Here is a 16,570-nt window from a genome sequence, read left to right as displayed (position 1 = left end):
TCAGCCCACCTCCGCGAAGGCGCCGCAGTACTCGGCGACCGGGTCTCGTCGCGCGCCGGTGACCGGATCCCGGTACGGCGCCATCATCTGGGCGAAGGTCGAGGCGGAACCCGCCGCCGCCCCGACCACCGCCCCGGCCTCTTCGGCGAGCCCCGCGGCGGCCGACAGCGACCGGGCGCCGCCGAACCGCTTCTCGCAGCTGATCTCGACGGACTCCTCGAAGAACCCGATCTCGATGGTGATCGTGATCCGGGCCCGGCCGACCGCGTCGCCGCCCTCGTACCCCAGCTCCAGGTAGAGCTCGATCGACGCGGAGACCAGGCCGAGGACGTCCACCTCGCCGCGGGCGCGGAAGTAGCCGAACAGCACGGCCTGCCCGGTGGCGGCGTCCAGGTGGAAGTAGATCCCGGCCATCACCGACACGCTGCCGCTCGCCACGCCGAAGTCGACGGACGCCGCGGCCCCGAACTCCAGGCCCGCGTCCAGCGCGCGGACGCCGTCGGGCGACAGCACGATCCCGAACCAGCCGCCGCCGCCGAACAGCGAGACGGTGAGCCGGAAGGGCGCGTCCCTGCGGCAGAACGCGAACCCGATCTCCAGCGGCCTGGTGCCCGCGAACGGCAGGTCCAGGTAGGCGTTCAGGGCGATGTTCTCCAGGCTGAAGACGCCGATCGCCAGGTTCGGCAGCGGCATGCCGTACCGCGCCAGCACGCCCCGCGGGGAGACGTCGAGCGTCGGCGGGTCGCTGAACCCGTCGAGCGGGATGATCCGGCGCAGCGTCTCGACGAACGACAGCGCCCCGATGAACTCGACGTTCCGGAACGCCACCTCGACGTCGGGTTTCTCCCCGGCGCGCACGGTGAACCTGATCCGCCGGAAGTCCAGCCGCATCGCCTCCAGCACGCCCGGCAGCAGCACCAGGTCGAACTCCTCCAGCGTGCAGGTCACGTCGGCGGCCGGGCGCACGTCCGGCCGCAGCCCGGCGCGCAGGTCGACGACGACGGAGAAGCGGCCCTCCCGCGCCGGGTCGCCGTGGCCGTCGTGCGGGACGAAGATCGGCGGGTCGCCCTCCCGCAGCGACCAGGGCTGGATGTCGGGCGTCCACTCCAGGCGGGCGGCGACGGACTCCGGCAGCCGGAGACCGGCCTTGGCGCTCTCGATCGCCTGCCGCAGCGGCAGCACCCCGGCGGGGGCGTCGTCCCAGATGGCGAGGGCCTGCCGCAGGTGGCCGAGCAGCGCGACGACGGCGTGGTCCACGTCGGCGGGAAGGCCGGCGCCGAGCGCGTCGAGGGCGGCGGAGAAGTCGCGGAAGGCCGTGTCGACCTGGCCGAGGTCGGCCGTTCCCGCGATGAACGCCTCGACGGTCCTGACGAGGGTCAGCGCGGTGGTACCGACGCGTCCGGCCGCGGCGGCCACGGCCGGGAAGCGGGCGGCGACGCCGATGAGCTGGCGTTCGACGCGGCGCAGGTCGGTGAGGAAGGCGGTGGCGGCGTTGACGGTCTGCGTGACGAACCTCGGCGCCTTCAGCTCCTTGTCCAGCCCGGCCGCCTTGACCAGGGCGGACAGCGGGATGACGCCGAACAGCTTCGCGCCGATCGCGTCGAAGAAGTCCGAGGGCCGGAAGGTGCCGTCGGCGACCGTGCCGAGGGGGTCGTCCGCCGCGGCGGCGGGCGTCCTGGCGGCGCTGACCGGTCCGGTCAGCCGGGACAGGCCCGCGACGGTGAACGTGGGCGCGGCGAGCCCGCCGGAGCGGTCCCGCTGGTCGTCGAAGTCCATCACCAGCGGGGACGTCCCCGTGCCCGGGACCAGTTCCAGGAAGACCTCGCCGGGGTTGACGGGGTCGCCCGGTCTGTCGGGCGTCCTGTCGAAGGCGGCCTGCCGGTAGCGACGGGCGTACCGGACCGGGCGGGGCCCGAGCGCGCCGGTGAGCCGGCTCACGGCCGGCACCACCGCCGACGCCCAGCGCAGCACCGGGAGGAAGCCGGGGACGTGCTGGTAGAGCTCGTCGTCGCGGTCCGTCGGCAGGGCGGTCCCCCAGACGAGACCGGCGGCCTCGACGGTGGTGTCGTCGGGCGCGGCAGGCGCCGCGACGGCGACCCGGGCGCCGCGCAGGGCGGCGCTCAGCCGCGCCGGCGGCGTTCCGGGGTCGGCCGGCCCGGGGTCCAGGGCGTTGTACGCCGCGGCCGCCGCCACCAGGTCGGCGCCCTGGTTGAAGTTCTCGGTGAGGAACAGCAGCGGGGTGTCGAACTCGGTCTCCCGCCCGGCCAGGTCGGTCGCGCGCACCTTGAACAGGTACGGGTCCTGGTCGCGGACGGCGGGGAAGAAGGCGTGCTGCCCTTCGCGCACCGGCAGGATGTCGGCGGGCGGCGAGAGGTCGGGGGTGACGAGGCTGAGCAGCTCGACCCGTCGGAACGGGAACAGGGCGTCGAGCCGTTCGCCGTCGGCGTCGCGGCGGACGGTGCCGGGCGGGAAGTCCCTGACCGGTTCGCGGCAGGTGATGAAGATCCGCTGGGCGAGGTAGGCGGGATGTTCCGGGCGCTGCGGGTCGAACTTCCGCTCGGTCACCTTCACCAGGTCCGCGCGGTGCCCGAAGGGGCACAGGTAGCCCGAGTAGAGCACCCGTACGTAGTGGTCGCGGCCCATGGCCGCCCGGTGCCGCCACTGGCTGACGTTCGTGATCGCCGGGCGGGGGTCCCAGCTTCCGAGGGCGTCGAGCCAGCCGCCCAGCGCGGAGAGGATCAGGTGCCCGACCTCGACGGGCACCGGCACGTACGGCCGATGCCCCGGCTCGGTGAACAGCCCGCGGTCGCTGGTGAGGTGGACGAGCGCGGCCCGGTCGGCAGGGGTCAGCGACGTGGTCAGCGGGTCGGGCGGCGGCTCGACCGGCGTGTCGCCGGGGAAGTCCCTGGTCCACACGGCCCTGGCCTGCGTGCCACTCACCCGCGTGTGCCACAGCTCCACCCGGCCCGTGTCGTCGGCGGGGGACGTGCGGTGCGTCCAGCGCACGTCCGGCGGCGGCGACAGCAGCAGCCGGTACGGCAGCTCGATCGCGGTCCTCGGGTCGCCGACGGGGTCGCGCAGCGGATCGGCCGGGCCCTCGTCGCCCACGGTGCGCAGCGGCAGCCGTCCCATGGCCGCCAGCAGGCCCTCGGCGGTGTACGGGATCTCGTCGTCGGGCCCCACGACGAAGACCAGTGTGCTGCGTCCGCTGATGCGGGAGACGACGGGCGGCGCCGGATGGGGCTGCACCGGGACGGGGTCGGGCAGCCCGGCCCCGGCCGACTCGAAGAACGCCTGCTCCACCACGTGCTGCGCGGGGAAGGTGACGACGATCAGCCCCTCGCGGTCCGGCACGGCCCGGACCAGGACCCGGCGGGCCGCCGGGCGCTTGAACGACAGGCCGGGGAACCGGAAGCGCAGATCCGCCAGGTCCGCGGTGCGGACCAGGCGGACCCGCTCCGGCTCCTCCTCTGGACCGGTCAAAGCTTCACCACCCTTTCCGGCTCAGCCGACGAACGGGGACGCGAAGGCGAACTGCTCCCGGTGGACCAGGTCGGTGACCTGGGTGGAGCCCACGGCACGGTCGAACTGGAAGGGGTTGTTGTCGGGGACGCCGCGGGTGCCGCAGAAGGCCGTCTGCCCGTTCTGGAGGCGGATGGCGGTGCAGCGGGCGTTCCCGGGGAGGGGGTCGAGCGTGGCGGTCAGGACCTCGACCTCGACCGCGAAACCCGTGCCGTTGAAGACCTCCGTCTGGGCCTGCTTCCAGGAGGCGCCGGTGCCCCAGATGCAGGCCCGGGCCGAGAGGCCGGGGAAGACCAGGCTGGAGACCCAGCTTCCGCAGGTCGGGTCGGCCGCGGCCCAGGCGCCGCCCGTGCCGGTCACGCCGGGCGCCATCACCGCCGCCCCCGCGACCGCCGCCGCGACGAGGGCCCTGGTCAGGGCTCTCGCGGATCTGTCGTTCATGCTGCTCGTCCTTCCGTGGAACGGCCTGATCGCTCCCGGAGTCGTCGCTTGGGGTGAGCGATCGTTTACGTTGCGTCCATGCTGTTGGCGTCGCGGTGGGCGGGCAACGTTCGGTCCACTCAGTGGACCGGCCGGGGCGCGGCGCGTCGGCGCAGCTCACGGGGTACGCACGAACCTTGCCGGAGCTGCGGCGCGCCCGCGCCTGACCCGGCGGCCCGCTTCCAGGGCCGCATATTCTTGCCGCATGGAACAGCCGGAGCAGGCGTGACCGCCCTCCTCGACGTCCGGCGGATCTACGTCGAGCCCGAGGCCGCCGCGCTGTCGCGCGGGCGCGAGGTCCTCGCCCGGTTCCCCGCCGCCGAGATCGTCGAGGTCGAGAGCCACCACCGCATCCCCGAGCTGTACGGCGACGAGGCGAACGTGGCCCGCTGGGTGCGCATCAAGACCGAGGCGCTCGTGCTCGGCGTCAAGAAGTCGCTGACGGCCCGCCCCAACGGCCGTTCGGCCGACTTCATCGCGCCCTCCACGGCCAACGGCTGCGCGATGGCGTGCGCCTACTGCTACGTGCCGCGCCGCAAGGGCTACAGCAACCCGGTCACGGTGTTCGCCAACATCGACCGGATCACCGGCTACCTGCGGCGGCACGCCGCCCGCCAGGGCGTCAAGCCCGCGCCCGACCAGGTCGACCCCCGCCTGTGGGTGTACGACATCGGCGAGAACTCCGACTGCTCGGTCGACGCCACGATCTCCGGCAACGTCCGCGACCTGGTCGAGCTCTTCCGCGACCTGCCGAACGCCAAGGCCAGCTTCGCCACCAAGTACGTCAACCGCGACCTGCTCGGCTGGGACCCTCGCGGGCGTACGCGCGTGCGCTTCAGCCTCATGCCCGCCGCCGACTCCAAGCTGCTGGACATCCGCACCTCGCCGGTCGCCGAGCGCATCGACGCGATCAACGACTTCGTCGCCGCCGGATACGAGGTGCACGTCAACCTGAGCCCGGTGGTGGTCCGGGACGGCTGGCTGGCGGACTGGGCCGACCTGCTGGAGCACCTCGACGACGCGTTGTCGCCCGAGGCCCGCGCCCAGCTCGCCGCCGAGGTGATCTTCCTCACCCACAACGACCGGCTGCACCAGGTCAACCTGGGCTGGCATCCGAAGGCGGAGGAGGTGTTGTGGCGGCCGGAGCTGCAGCAGGCCAAACGGTCGGAGACGGGCGGCTGGAACGTCCGCTACCGCAACGGCCACAAGGGCCGCTATGTCGCCGACCTCACCGGCCTGCTCGCCGACCGGCTCCCCTACTGCCGCATCCGCTACGCCTTCTGACGGGCCGATGATCCGGCGGCCTCCAGGGGAACGGTCAGGGTCGCCGGGATCCCGCTCCGCCCGCCGCCCGCCCGGCCTGTTCGCCGGGCGGGTCGCGGCGGCGCGCCTCCCGGACGAACGTCAGGGCCACGGCCCCCGCCACGGGCCCGGCGGCCAGGGTGGCGAACGCGGCGGAGAAGGAGCCGCTCGCCTGGTAGACCGCCCCCACCACGACCGGCACGGTGACGCTGCCCAGTTGCGCCACCGCGTTCGTCGCGCCCGCCGCCGAGCCGGCCAGCGCCGTCCCCGACAGGCCGGGCACCATGGCGATCAGCAGCGGCGAGTACAGGTACGCCCCCAGCCCCGCGAACCCGGCCATGACCAGGAACGCCGTCTCCGTCTCCATGCCGCCGAACAGCAGCAGGCAGCCCGCGAAGGCCACCAGCACGGCGATCGCGGGGCGTTTGCGTCCCCGTCCGGCCAGGTCGGTGGCCAGGCCGATGACCGGTTTGCCCACCGCGCCCGCCGCGGCGAACACCACGACGACCGTCCCCGCCGCCACCGGATCGAGCCCGTGCCCCTTCACCATGAGGGTGTTGGACCAGGTCACGAAGCCGTACGTGCCCCACAGCCCGCCGAAGCCGGCCAGGCCGATCAGCATCAGGTCGCGGTCGCGGACCAGGCCGCGCGGTGACGGGCGAGCCGCCGGCGGCTCCCGCCGGTCGCGCAGCAGCGCCAGGCACACCAGCGCGAGCCCCATCGAGACGATCCCGAACAGGTGGTAGGAGGCCCGCCAGTCGTACCACTGGATCAGCCGGGGCACGAGCACGTTGGCGATCATCGTGCCGAGCGAGGAGGCCATGGTGAACACGCCCATCGCCAGCCCGCGCTCCCGTTCGCCGAACCAGGAGGCGATGAGCTTGACGCCTGCCGCGAAGTCGGCCCCCGCGCAGAGCCCGATCAGCGCCTGCACCGCGATCCCGGCCCCGGCGGACGGCACCGACCCGAACACGATCATGAAGCCGCCCGCCGTGAACAGCGACGCCGACAACACGAACCGGCTGCCGATCCGGTCGCCGAGCAGCCCGCCGCCGACGTTGGACAGCACGTAACCGACGTAGTAGGCCGTCGCGAACGCCCCCAGCCCCGCCAGCGACACGCCCAGCGCATCGCCCGCCTGGAGCGACGCGGGCCCCCAGGTGGAACGGTCGACGGAGGTCATGGTGAGCGAGGCCCAGCAGAGCAGCAGCACGACCCACCGCCGCATGGACCGGCTCCCGACCGATGGTGACTCTATGTGATCGCCCACGTACGGTCACGCTACAGGTCACGTGACTCTCTGTACTTGTCATGCGACAATCTGCTACTGTCAGCGATCCTTCCCGACCAAGCCGAAGGGACGTCAGATGCACAAGAGAAGACGCGGATCACTCGCCGTCGCCGCCGCCGTGACCGGTGTGCTGGTCACCGCCGCCCTGGCCGGACCGGCCCTGGCGGCCGCGCCCCTGCCGCTCCCCCACCCGTACCCCGGCTTCGGGCCGGCCGGCCCGGCCTGGCACGCGCCGGCGGGCACCGTCCACGACCCGGCCCAGGCCGCCCTTGACAGCAAGGGGTCGTGAGGCCCCGACAGGTGCGCCGCCCGGTGCTCTCCCAGGACCCGGGCGGCCCGGTCGGCGCGGCGAAGGGCTCGAAAAATGCAGTGAAACAGCAGGATCTTGTGCGTACTGTCGCGAAGATGGATCCAGCTGACTTCTACACCGGCATCGTCGCGGAGCTCTACGGACCGCTGAAGTCCTTCGCCCAGGACCCCGAGCCCTACGCCGCCTTCGTCGAGCGGGCCGGGGTCCCCGCGCTGGAGCTGGGGTGCGGGGACGGCGATCCCCTGCTGGAGCTGCGCCGCCGCGGCCTGGAGGTCGACGGCGTCGACTCCTCCGCGGACATGCTGGAGCGGCTGCGGAGCCGGGCCGGCGAGCAGGGCGTCACCGCGGACCTGTTCCACCAGCGCATGGAGAGCCTGGACCTGCCCCGCCGCTACCGGGCGATCTTCCTCGCCGGGCCCACCTTCACCCTGCTCCCCGACGACGCCACGGCGCTGGCCGCCCTGCGCGGCATCCGTGCCCACCTGACGGACGACGGTTCCGCGCTGGTGCCCCTGTTCACCCCCGAACCGACCCCGTCCGACCGGATCGGCCACGTGCGCTCGGCCGTCGGACCCGGCGGCGCCGACCTCCGGGTGTCCGTCGTCTCCGAACGACGCGACGAGGCCGCCAGGACGCAGACGACCCTGCTGCGCTACGAACGGCACCACGGCCCGGACGTCAGCGTCACCGAGCGGCCGTGGGTGCTGCACTGGTATCCCCGCGAGGTGTTCGAGGAACTGGCCGCGACCGCCGGCCTGACCGTCACCGCCGTCACGGACCCGGACGGCGCCCCCGTCCCCGCCGACGCCACCGACCTGCACGTCCATCTCGCCCCCGCCACCTGAGGGCGTGGGCCGGCTCTCGCCGGGGCCGAGGAAGATTGTCGGTCGTTTTCGCGTGTTCGCGGCACGTCCGCCGCGCCGGCCGGGGCATCATGCCCCATGCCGAACGTGCAGGCCAGGAGCCTATTTCCGGTCGAATTGGGGCGCAACGGGCTGCTGGTCATCGCAGCACGGGCGCTGCGGACCTTCGGCTACGGCTGCACCAGCGTGCTCCTCGCCGAACTGCTCACCCAGGACGGCGACGCTCCCTGGCAGACCGGTCTGCTGCTGGCCGTGGCCTCCGCCGGCTCGGTGGTCGCGAGCCTGACGCTGGGCCTGTTCGCCGACGTGTGGGGGCGGCGCCGGACGCTGATCGCCTGTGGCTGCCTGATGGCGGTGACCGGCGCCGTGTTCGCGCTCAGCGAGTCCTACCCCGTCCTGATCGCCGCCGCCTTCGTCGGGACGATCTCGCCGTCCACCAACGACAACACGCCCTTCTCCGGAGTGGAGCAGGCGATCCTCGCCCAGACCTGCCCCCAGGCCCGGCACACGTCCGTCTTCACCTGCTACAACGTCACCGCCATGGCCTCCGGCGCGCTGGGCGCCCTGGCCGCCGCCGGGCTCGGGCTCCAGCCCTGGACGTCGGCCCCCGACGCCGCCTTCGCCCTGTACGCGCTCCTGGCCGCCGGCACCGTGACCCTGTTCTGGAACCTGACGCCGCAGGCCGAGCCGCCCAGGACCGCACCCTCCGGCCAGGATCGGCGGAGTGGGCGGATGTCCGGCCAGGTCCGGCTGCTGGCCGGGCTGTCCGCGCTGGACGCCCTGGCCGGAGGGCTGGCCGTCCAGGCGGTGCTGGCCTGGTGGTTCGCCCACCGTTACGGCGCGACGACCACGCAACTGGGCCTGGTGTTCTTCGCCGCCAACCTGCTGCCGGCCCTGGCCCAGCTCACCGCGCCTCTGCTGGCCGCCCGGCGCGGGCTGCTGGCCACCATGCTGCTCCCCCACACCGTGGCCAACCTGCTGCTGGCCTGCATCCCGTTCGCCCCGAACCTGGCCACCGCCGTCACGTTGCTGCTGCTCCGCCAGACGGTGTCCAAGATCGACGTACCGGCGCGGCAGGCGTTCACGGCCGCGGTCGTGCCGTCGGCGCACCGTACGGCCGCCGCCAGCATGACCAGCCTGGCGCGCAGCGTCGCCGTCTCGGTCGCCCCGATCGCCGCTACCACCATGCTGACCGGCACCCTGGCCGCGCTGGGGGCTCCCCTGCTGCTCGGCGCGGCCCTGGGCCTGGGCTACGACCTCGCCCTCTGGCGCGCCTACCGCGGCGTGCCCCTGACCTGAGAGGGACGGGCGACTCATCGCCGCATGCGGGGATCGCGGGTGGGGTCGGCGTACTTGCGTGGGCAGCCGTCGGCGGCGGCTTCGGGGCGCAGTTCGTAGTGCCAGGGTTCGTTCCGGTAGATCTGGCACAGCCCGTACGCCGCGCCGCGCCTCGACAGCCACCCGGCCGCCTCGGAGGGCCCGCCGTGCCCCGAGGTCGTCAGGGAGGTCACCGCCCCGTGGACGACGACGCCTGCGAGCGCCACGACGAGGACGACGAGAGCGGCCACGATGGCGGCCACGACGGCGACCACGATGGCCGATCGGGTACGACGGGATGCCGTTCGTGCTGGTCCGCTGCGGATCATGCCGCCAGTCAAGGCAGCAGGCCGTTGCCGGTGCGTATGTCGTTTTCGATATGCGGGCGATAGGCCCCCGGCCGTACCTTCGGGGGTATGCGGGTACTGATCGTCGAGGACGAGACCTATCTGGCGGAGGCGGTCCGCGACGGCCTCCGCCTGGAAGCGATCGCGGCCGACATCGCGGGCGACGGCGACACCGCCCTGGAGCTGCTGAGCGTCAACGCCTACGACATCGCCGTCCTCGACCGCGACATCCCGGGCCCGTCGGGCGACGAGATCGCCGCCCGCATCGTCGCCTCCGGCAGCGGCATGCCGATCCTCATGCTCACCGCCGCCGACCGGCTCGACGACAAGGCCAGCGGGTTCGAGCTGGGCGCCGACGACTACCTGACCAAGCCCTTCGAGCTGCGCGAGCTCGTGCTCCGCCTCAGAGCGCTCGACCGCAGACGCGCCCACAGCAGGCCGCCGGTGCGCGAGATCGCCGGCCTGCGCCTGGACCCGTTCCGCCGCGAGGTCTACCGCGACGGCCGCTACGTCGCGCTCACCCGCAAGCAGTTCGCCGTGCTGGAGGTCCTGGTCGCCGCCGAGGGCGGTGTCGTCAGCGCCGAGGACCTCCTGGAACGGGCGTGGGACGAGAACGCCGACCCCTTCACCAACGCCGTCCGCATCACCGTCTCGGCCCTGCGCAAGCGCCTCGGCGAACCGTGGGTGATCGCCACCGTGGCCGGGGTCGGCTACCGCATCGACCCGGCGTCCGGCGCCGGACGCGAGGGCGGCGACCATGGATAGGGCCCCCGGCCTGAGTGTCCGCCTCAAGCTCACCCTCAGCTACGCCGGATTCCTCATGATCGCCGGCGCCCTGCCGCTCGGCGCCGTCGGGGTCTACTTCATGCGCGGCCTGCCCGACCACGCGGTCTACACCACCGGCGACGTCCTGATCAACCGGTCCGCCATCGTGCGTTCGTTCGCTCCGGTCGCGGTTCTCGTGCTGGGGTTCCTGCTGGTGTTCGGCCTCGTGGGCGGGTGGCTGCTGGCCGGCCGGATGCTGGCCCCCCTGACCCGCATCACGGACGCCGCCCGCAAGGCCACGGGCGGCTCGCTCTCCCACCGTATCCGGCTGCCGGGCCGCAGGGACGAGCTCCGCGAACTGGCCGACGCCTTCGACACCATGCTCGTACGGCTCGAAGCGCACGTCGCCGAGCAGCGGCGATTCGCCGCCAACGCCTCGCACGAGCTGCGCACCCCCCTCGCGATCGCCCGGACGCTCCTCGACGTCGCCCGCACCGACCCCACCCGCGACCCCGCCGAACTCGTCGACCGCCTCCACCTGGTCAACACCCGCGCGATCGACCTCACCGAGGCGCTGCTCCTGCTCAGCCGGGCCGACCAGCGGTCCTTCCCGCGCGAGGGCGTCGACCTGTCGCTGATCGCGGAGGAGGCCGTCGAGACGCTCCTCCCGCTGGCCGAGCAGCGCGGCCTCACCGTCGAGACCACCGGCGACGGCCTGGCCCCGGCCACCGGCTCACCCGCGCTCCTGCTCCAGATGACGACGAACCTCGTGCACAACGCGATCGTCCACAACCTGCCCGAACAGGGCGCGGTGTGGGTGAGGACCACCGTTCATCCCGGCGCGGTGGCGCTCACCGTCGAGAACACCGGCGACGAGCTTACCCCGGAGCTGGTCCGCACGCTGGTGGAGCCGTTCCGGCGCGGCACCGACCGCGTGCGCTCCGACCACGCGGGTGTGGGCCTCGGCCTGGCGATCGTCGGGAGCATCGCGCGGGCGCACGACGGAACCCTCACCCTCACGCCCCGGCCGTCCGGTGGCCTCCGCGTCACCGTGCGCCTGCCGGCCGAGGTCACGGGCGACGGCCACCGCCGGTAGAGTCCGCCTGTTCCTGGTGCCTGTCGTGCAGGAGTGAGCGCAGTCCGGCGGTGTCGACGACGTGGGCCATCCTCGGGAACACGGTGGTCATCAGCGTCTCGTGGGCCTGCCGGTCCGGGTCGGCGACGCCGTCGGACAGGACGTGGAGCCGGTAGTCGCGGTCGGCGGCGTCGGTGAGGGTGGACAGGACGACGCCGCTGGTGGTCAGGCCGGCGACGACCAGCGTGGTGACCCCGCGATCCCGCAACCGGCGGTCGAGGTCCGTCGTGGACAGCGCGCCGACCCGGGTCTTGCGGACGACGACGTCCCCGGGCTCGGGGGCGAGCCGGGGGTGGAAGTCCGTGGCGGGGTCGGCGTGGTGCAGCAGCCGCCGGTGGCCGATGAGGGAGAACGTCTTGTTGGCGGCCGGGATCGCCGCCCAGTCGTCGTCGGTGAAGCCGAGCCGCACGTGCACGATGACGGCGCCGTGTGCCCGCAGGTCGGCGACCGCGCCGGCCATCCGGGACAGCAGCGCCTGCGGGTCGTCCAGGCCGGGCAGCGAGGCGAGCACTCCCTGCTGGTAGTCCAGGACGAGCAGCGCGGTGGTGCGGGGGTCGAGCGCGAGGGGCGTGGTGGACATTCTTTCTCCTTGGTGGTGAGGGATCACGCGTGGGGTGCGGGCACCGGTTCGGGAACGGGCGCCGCGGCGCGCCGGGGCAGCAGCAGCGGGGTCGCCAGCAGGAGCACGCCGGCCAGGCCGATCGCCGTACGCGGGCCGAGCAGGCCGCCCAGCACGCCCCACGTCGCCGTCAGGAGCGCGGTCGCCGCCTTCGTCGTCACCGACCAGGCCGACAGCGTGCGGGTGACGCGGTCGTTCGCGGTGCGTTCGAGGCGGTAGGTGGCCTGGACGGGGTTGAAGACGCCGCAGCAGAGGATGAGCCCGAGTTCGACGCCCATCACCAGCAGCAGCCCGCCGGTGCCCGGCCCCACGAAGGCCAGCCCGACCGGCCAGACCGCGCGCAACGTCCCGGACACGACCAGGACGCGGTGCTGCCCGAACCTGGTGACGAGCGGACGGGCCAGCCGCGACCCGACCAGCCCGCCGATCGCGGGCACGGCGAAGGCGAGACCGTACTGCCACGAAGTGAACCCCAGCCGGCCGAGCATCAGGACGGCCAGCAGCGCGTCGGCGGCCATCAGCAGCCCGTTGAACAGGGCCGTGTTGAGGAACAGCGGGCGCAGCGTGGCGTCGGCGAGGATGTACCGCCAGCCGTCGAGCAGGTCCCCGGCGCGCAGGCGCGCGGCCTCCCGGCGTCCGGGAGGCGGCTCGTGGCCGCCCGTCGCGCGGATGCCCAGGGCCGACAGCAGGTAGCTGGCCGCGTCGGCGACCACCGTCGCGACCGGGCCGAGCAGGCCGATCGCGGCGCCGCCCAGCGGCGGCCCGATGATCGTGGTCGTCCAGGTCGTGGACTCGAAGCGGGCGTTCGCGACGAGCAGGTGCTCGGCCGGCAGCAGCGTCTTGAGGTAGGCCCCGGAGGCGGCGCGGAAGGTGATGTCGGCCGCCGCGACCACGACCGAGACCAGCAGCAGCTGGACGAAGGTGAGCACGCCGAACGCGAACGCGGCCGGGATCGTCAGCAACGCCGCGAACCGTGCCAGGTCCGCCCCGATGAGCACGGGCCGCTTGCGGCGGAACTCCACCCATGGGCCCAGCGGCACCGCCACGGCCGCACCGACCGCCGCGCCCACGGCCGACAACGCCGCGACCTGCGCCGGCCCGGCGTGCAGCACCTGGACGGCGATCAACGGGAACGCGCCGAAGGCGAGCCACGTGCCGAGCGCGCTGGTGCCGTACGCTCCCCAGAGCCAGCCGAACCGCCGGCCCAGCCGGTGCCCGTTCCCCATGTCCGACACTCCTCGTCACTCGCCCGTACAACCGATCCGCGATCGGGAGTATCAAAGCGGGCCGTGCAGCAGGAGATCAAACAACCGCGGGGGCAGGTCGGCACAACCGTTGGTTGTATCCGTAGAGTGTCCCGCATGGACCTCGACACCGTCCGGACCTTCGTCGCCGCCGCCGAGGCGGGGCAGTTCCAGGAGGCCGCCGCCGACCTGGCGGTCACCCAGCAGGCCGTCTCCAAGCGCGTCGCCGCCCTGGAACGCACGCTCGGGGTGCGCCTGTTCATCCGCACCCCGCGCGGCACGAAGCTCACCATCGACGGGCAGGCGTTCCTGCCGCACGCCCGCGAGCTGCTCCGGGTCGCCGAGCGCGCGGTCGCGTCCGTACGGGCGGGCAGCCGTCCGCTGCGCGTCGACGTGCTCGCCTCGCGCAGCGCGGGGTCGGGCCTGATGCGCGGCTTCCACCGGGCGCACCCCGACGTCGAGCTGGACGTGGTGATGCTCTTCGACGTGGACACGGCCGTGGCCGCCATCCGGTCCGGCACGATCGACGCGTCCTTCCGCGCGGTCGGCGTGCCGGGCCGCCCGCTGCCCGAGGACGTCGAGTCCGCCTGGGTGGTCGACGAGGCCCTCCAGCTCCTCACCGGGCCCGACCACGCGCTGGCCGACGCCCGGTCGGTGCCGCTCGCCCGGCTCGCCGGGCACCGGATCTGGATGCCCGGCCTCGCCCCCGGCACCGAGTGGACCGCCTATTACGACGACCTCGTCGCCGAGTTCGGCCTGACCATCGAGGCGACCGGGCCCAACTTCGGCTCCGACGCGCTGCTCGACACCGTCGCCGACACCCCGGCGCTGGCCACGTTCATGGGCGACCAGACCCGTCTCGTCTGGCCGGCGGGCCACGGCCTGCGCCGGATCCCGGTGACCGACCCCGTGCCCGTCTACCCGCACTCGCTCCTGTGGCACCGCGACAACCCCCACCCGGCGCTGGTCGCCCTCCGTGCCCACCTGGGCGCCACGGCGACCGGTCGCCGCGCCGCCGGGACCTGGGTCCCGGCGTGGGCGCGGGCTTCCCGGGGTCCGGCTCAGCCTTCCTGAGGTCCTTGGGTGACCCAGTAGTCCTGGAGGAGGGTGTTCTTGGGGCACCACTCCTCGCTGACGGACGTGCCGCCCACCATGGGGCCGGGCCGCTCGGGCTCGATGCCGCAGCGGATGTGCACCTGGTGCCAGTGCTGGTAGGTGCCCACCGGGCAGACGGACCGGGCTCCGAACTGCTCGTACCTGATGACCGTGCCGCCGACGCGGTGGGTCTGCTCGGCCCGGCAGGGGCCGTCCGCCGCGGCCTGGTGGTGAGGGTTCGGGGCTGCCTGCGCCGGACGGCCGAGCAGGGTCAGGGCTCCGGCGACGATGACGGCCGTGGTGGCGAGTGCGCCGCGTGCGTCCATGGTGGTCTCCTCTGGTCGTGGGTTTGCGGTGGACCACAGCGAAACAGCGCCGGGACGGTGTCCAACAGCACCTCGGCCGGACTCGGCCGAACCGGGACACCGCACCGGCGACGCGTGCGCGGCGCCCCTCAGGCCGGGACGTCGGTCAGCCGGCGCAGCGTGAACGGCTCCGCCAGGATCTCCTCCAGCACCTGGGCCACGTGCTTGAAGTGCGGCAACGAGAAGTGATGGGCGAGCGCGGCGTCGTCGGCCCACTCCTCCACGATGATCACGCGGTCGGGGCGCTCGGGGTCGGCGTAGGGCTGGTAGCCCATTCGGCGAGCTCGCCCTGGACTACGTGGCCATGCGCGCGCCCGACGACCCCGACCTGACGATGATGATCTACAGCGCCCCGCCGGGCTCCGACGCCGCCACGTCCCTGAACCTGCTGACCGGACTGGCCACCTCGCCCCCGCAGACCACGCCATCCCATCGAACCGTCTCGGTCCACGCCCCCTGAGCGCCGACCCGCCCCGGTAAGGTCATTCCGGGCACCCTCGGACAGAAAGAGCACCCCCTCTGGTGAACCTGGGCATCGTCGGACAGGCCGCAGGGCTGTTCGCCGTCACCAACATCGACGACATCCTGATCCTGGCGCTGTTCTTCGCCCGGGGCGCGGGCCATCGGGGTGCCGCCGGCCGGATCGTGGCGGGCCAGTACCTGGGCTTCCTCGCCCTCGTGGCGGTGGCCGTGGCGGCGGGTCTCGGGGCGACCTTCCTTCCCGAGCGGCTCGTCCCGTACCTGGGGCTGCTGCCCCTCGCGCTGGGCGTCAAGGCCGCCTGGGAGGCATGGAGGAGCCGCCGCGACAGTGACGAACCCTCCGGCGGGCACGCCGACGGGCCGAAGACGCTGGAGGTCGCCGCGGTCACCTTCGCCAACGGCGGCGACAACATCGGCGTGTACGTGCCGGTCTTCGCCACCGCCGGGCCGGGCGGCACGAGCGTCCACGTCGTCGTGTTCGTCGTCCTGGTCGCCGTGTGGTGCGCGGCCGGACGGTTCTTCGCCACCCGCCCTCTCGTCGCCGGGGCCCTGAGCCGGTGGGGGCACGTCCTGCTGCCTGTGGTGCTGATCGGCATCGGCCTGCTCATCCTCGTCGAGGGCGGGGCCTTCGGGCTGTAGGTCCGTGAAACTTCGGCGCATTGCCGAACCAATGGTCGTGGGGCGGCATCCAACGAGATCACGGCGTCAGAGGGGGGCTCGGGTGTTCATCCGGTTGGACGGCGCCTTCGGAGGCCGGGCGTGGTGACGCGCAAACGCACCCCGCGTGCGGCGCAGCGGATCGACGTGGCCCGCGTCCCCGACGACGTCGTGGCGCTCATCTACGCGCTCGAACCCGGCGAGAGCCTGGTCCTCACGCGTGACGGCGCGTCGATCGCGACGATCTCCAGCACCGTCGACGTGGTCCAGGGCGCCGTCGTCGATCGCGCCGAGCCGGACGAGCCCGACCGAGCGGCGCCGGTCGACCACGACGGCGTGACCGTCGTGGCCACCGCGATGGAACTCTCGAACGCGGCCCGCGTCGCGCTGTCCACCCAGCTCGGGGCGGACTACGTGGTGCTCGACATGCACGCGGCCCCGGCGACGGCCGACGTGCTGCTGGTGCCCGCGGGCAGCCCACAGCTGATCGCGGGGCTCCGGTCGATGTTCCCGAAGGCCCGCGTCGTCGTCACCGAGATCGAGGATCCCGAGCTCGGGGTCCGGTACGACGGCCCGGTCCGGCGGCTGCTCGACGCCGGGGCCGACGCGTACCTGCCGCCGGCGACCGTCCCGGTCCTGGCCAGGCAGCTCGACCACACCCTGAACCGGGGGCGCGAGCTCGCCGGAGGCGGGGCCGGGACACCGCTGCAGATCGCACCCGCCGCCGAGGCCGACGAGAACGAGTGAGGCCGCGCGCCCCGGTCGCCGATGTCTCTCC

18 protein-coding genes are annotated in these 16,570 nt (G+C 73.5%); 10 read left to right on the top strand and 8 right to left on the bottom strand.

Going from position 1 to position 16,570, the window contains the following annotated elements; translation table 11 throughout:
• Entirely contained in the window at positions 1-3,483 is a 3,483-nt protein-coding gene (locus ACIA8R_RS51475; protein ID WP_397045421.1) for a hypothetical protein, read from the bottom strand.
• A 21-nt stretch (positions 3,484-3,504) separates the two neighbouring features.
• Entirely contained in the window at positions 3,505-3,963 is a 459-nt protein-coding gene (locus ACIA8R_RS51470; RefSeq protein WP_397045419.1) for a hypothetical protein, read from the bottom strand.
• Positions 3,964-4,227: 264 nt separating this feature from the next.
• Here ACIA8R_RS51470 and ACIA8R_RS51465 point away from each other — a divergent pair, with 264 nt between their 5' ends.
• Positions 4,228-5,286, top strand: coding sequence for a spore photoproduct lyase family protein (locus ACIA8R_RS51465; RefSeq protein ID WP_397045417.1), 1,059 nt, complete (start codon positions 4,228-4,230; stop codon positions 5,284-5,286).
• A gap of 34 nt (positions 5,287-5,320) precedes the next feature.
• Here the strand turns inward: ACIA8R_RS51465 and ACIA8R_RS51460 are convergent, their stop codons facing one another.
• Positions 5,321-6,532 (bottom strand): MFS transporter, encoded by a 1,212-nt coding sequence (locus tag ACIA8R_RS51460; protein WP_397045415.1) that lies wholly within the window; start codon positions 6,530-6,532, stop codon positions 5,321-5,323.
• A 139-nt stretch (positions 6,533-6,671) separates the two neighbouring features.
• Here ACIA8R_RS51460 and ACIA8R_RS51455 point away from each other — a divergent pair, with 139 nt between their 5' ends.
• The 3 genes from ACIA8R_RS51455 (at position 6,672) to ACIA8R_RS51445 (ending at position 9,067) form a co-directional block, all read left to right on the top strand.
• Positions 6,672-6,884, top strand: a complete 213-nt coding sequence (locus ACIA8R_RS51455; protein WP_397045413.1) for a hypothetical protein — start codon at positions 6,672-6,674, stop codon at positions 6,882-6,884.
• Between the two features lie 116 nt (positions 6,885-7,000).
• Entirely contained in the window at positions 7,001-7,750 is a 750-nt protein-coding gene (locus ACIA8R_RS51450; protein ID WP_397045411.1) for a class I SAM-dependent methyltransferase, read from the top strand.
• Between the two features lie 96 nt (positions 7,751-7,846).
• Positions 7,847-9,067, top strand: a complete 1,221-nt coding sequence (locus ACIA8R_RS51445; protein ID WP_364100162.1) for an MFS transporter — start codon at positions 7,847-7,849, stop codon at positions 9,065-9,067.
• A 14-nt stretch (positions 9,068-9,081) separates the two neighbouring features.
• On the opposite strand, the gene ACIA8R_RS51440 is transcribed toward ACIA8R_RS51445, so the two are convergent.
• Positions 9,082-9,360 (bottom strand): hypothetical protein, encoded by a 279-nt coding sequence (locus tag ACIA8R_RS51440; protein WP_397045409.1) that lies wholly within the window; start codon positions 9,358-9,360, stop codon positions 9,082-9,084.
• 141 nt (positions 9,361-9,501) lie between these two features.
• Between ACIA8R_RS51440 and ACIA8R_RS51435 the strand changes: the two genes are divergently transcribed.
• Both ACIA8R_RS51435 and ACIA8R_RS51430 read left to right on the top strand, forming a co-directional pair.
• Positions 9,502-10,197, top strand: a complete 696-nt coding sequence (locus tag ACIA8R_RS51435) for a response regulator transcription factor (protein ID WP_397045407.1) — start codon at positions 9,502-9,504, stop codon at positions 10,195-10,197.
• On the top strand, positions 10,190-11,293 hold the full coding sequence (locus ACIA8R_RS51430) for a sensor histidine kinase (protein ID WP_397045405.1): 1,104 nt from the start codon (positions 10,190-10,192) through the stop codon (positions 11,291-11,293). The genes ACIA8R_RS51435 and ACIA8R_RS51430 overlap by 8 nt, the downstream gene beginning before the upstream one ends.
• Here the strand turns inward: ACIA8R_RS51430 and ACIA8R_RS51425 are convergent.
• Positions 11,268-11,912 (bottom strand): cysteine hydrolase, encoded by a 645-nt coding sequence (locus ACIA8R_RS51425; RefSeq protein WP_364100150.1) that lies wholly within the window; start codon positions 11,910-11,912, stop codon positions 11,268-11,270. The genes ACIA8R_RS51430 and ACIA8R_RS51425 overlap by 26 nt on opposite strands.
• Before the next feature lie 23 nt (positions 11,913-11,935).
• On the bottom strand, positions 11,936-13,177 hold the full coding sequence (locus tag ACIA8R_RS51420) for an MFS transporter (protein WP_397045403.1): 1,242 nt from the start codon (positions 13,175-13,177) through the stop codon (positions 11,936-11,938).
• 135 nt (positions 13,178-13,312) lie between these two features.
• Here ACIA8R_RS51420 and ACIA8R_RS51415 point away from each other — a divergent pair, with 135 nt between their 5' ends.
• Complete coding sequence (locus tag ACIA8R_RS51415; RefSeq protein ID WP_364100144.1) at positions 13,313-14,269, top strand: LysR family transcriptional regulator; 957 nt, start codon at positions 13,313-13,315, stop codon at positions 14,267-14,269.
• Here ACIA8R_RS51415 and ACIA8R_RS51410 read toward each other — a convergent pair.
• Together ACIA8R_RS51410 and ACIA8R_RS51405 are read right to left on the bottom strand one after the other, a co-directional pair.
• A complete protein-coding gene (locus tag ACIA8R_RS51410) occupies positions 14,257-14,616 on the bottom strand; it encodes a hypothetical protein (protein ID WP_364100141.1) in 360 nt (119 codons plus the stop codon). The genes ACIA8R_RS51415 and ACIA8R_RS51410 overlap by 13 nt on opposite strands.
• 128 nt (positions 14,617-14,744) lie before the next feature.
• A complete protein-coding gene (locus ACIA8R_RS51405; RefSeq protein ID WP_364100138.1) occupies positions 14,745-14,930 on the bottom strand; it encodes an antibiotic biosynthesis monooxygenase in 186 nt (61 codons plus the stop codon).
• A 29-nt stretch (positions 14,931-14,959) separates the two neighbouring features.
• Between ACIA8R_RS51405 and ACIA8R_RS51400 the strand changes: the two genes are divergently transcribed.
• The 3 genes from ACIA8R_RS51400 to ACIA8R_RS51390 all read left to right on the top strand — a co-directional run bounded on the left by ACIA8R_RS51400 (position 14,960) and on the right by ACIA8R_RS51390 (position 16,539).
• Positions 14,960-15,115: a hypothetical protein gene (locus ACIA8R_RS51400; RefSeq protein WP_364100135.1), complete on the top strand. Its 156-nt coding sequence runs from the start codon at positions 14,960-14,962 to the stop codon at positions 15,113-15,115.
• Between the two features lie 62 nt (positions 15,116-15,177).
• On the top strand, positions 15,178-15,774 hold the full coding sequence (locus tag ACIA8R_RS51395) for a cadmium resistance transporter (protein WP_397045400.1): 597 nt from the start codon (positions 15,178-15,180) through the stop codon (positions 15,772-15,774).
• A gap of 120 nt (positions 15,775-15,894) precedes the next feature.
• Positions 15,895-16,539: a hypothetical protein gene (locus ACIA8R_RS51390; protein ID WP_397045398.1), complete on the top strand. Its 645-nt coding sequence runs from the start codon at positions 15,895-15,897 to the stop codon at positions 16,537-16,539.
• Positions 16,540-16,570: the final 31 nt, after the last annotated feature.

This window comes from Nonomuraea sp. NPDC051191, assembly GCF_044455665.1.
Classification (GTDB): Bacteria; Actinomycetota; Actinomycetes; order Streptosporangiales; family Streptosporangiaceae; genus Nonomuraea.
Note: the sequence above shows the minus strand (reverse complement) of the source record. Positions and strands in the feature narration are given on the sequence as shown.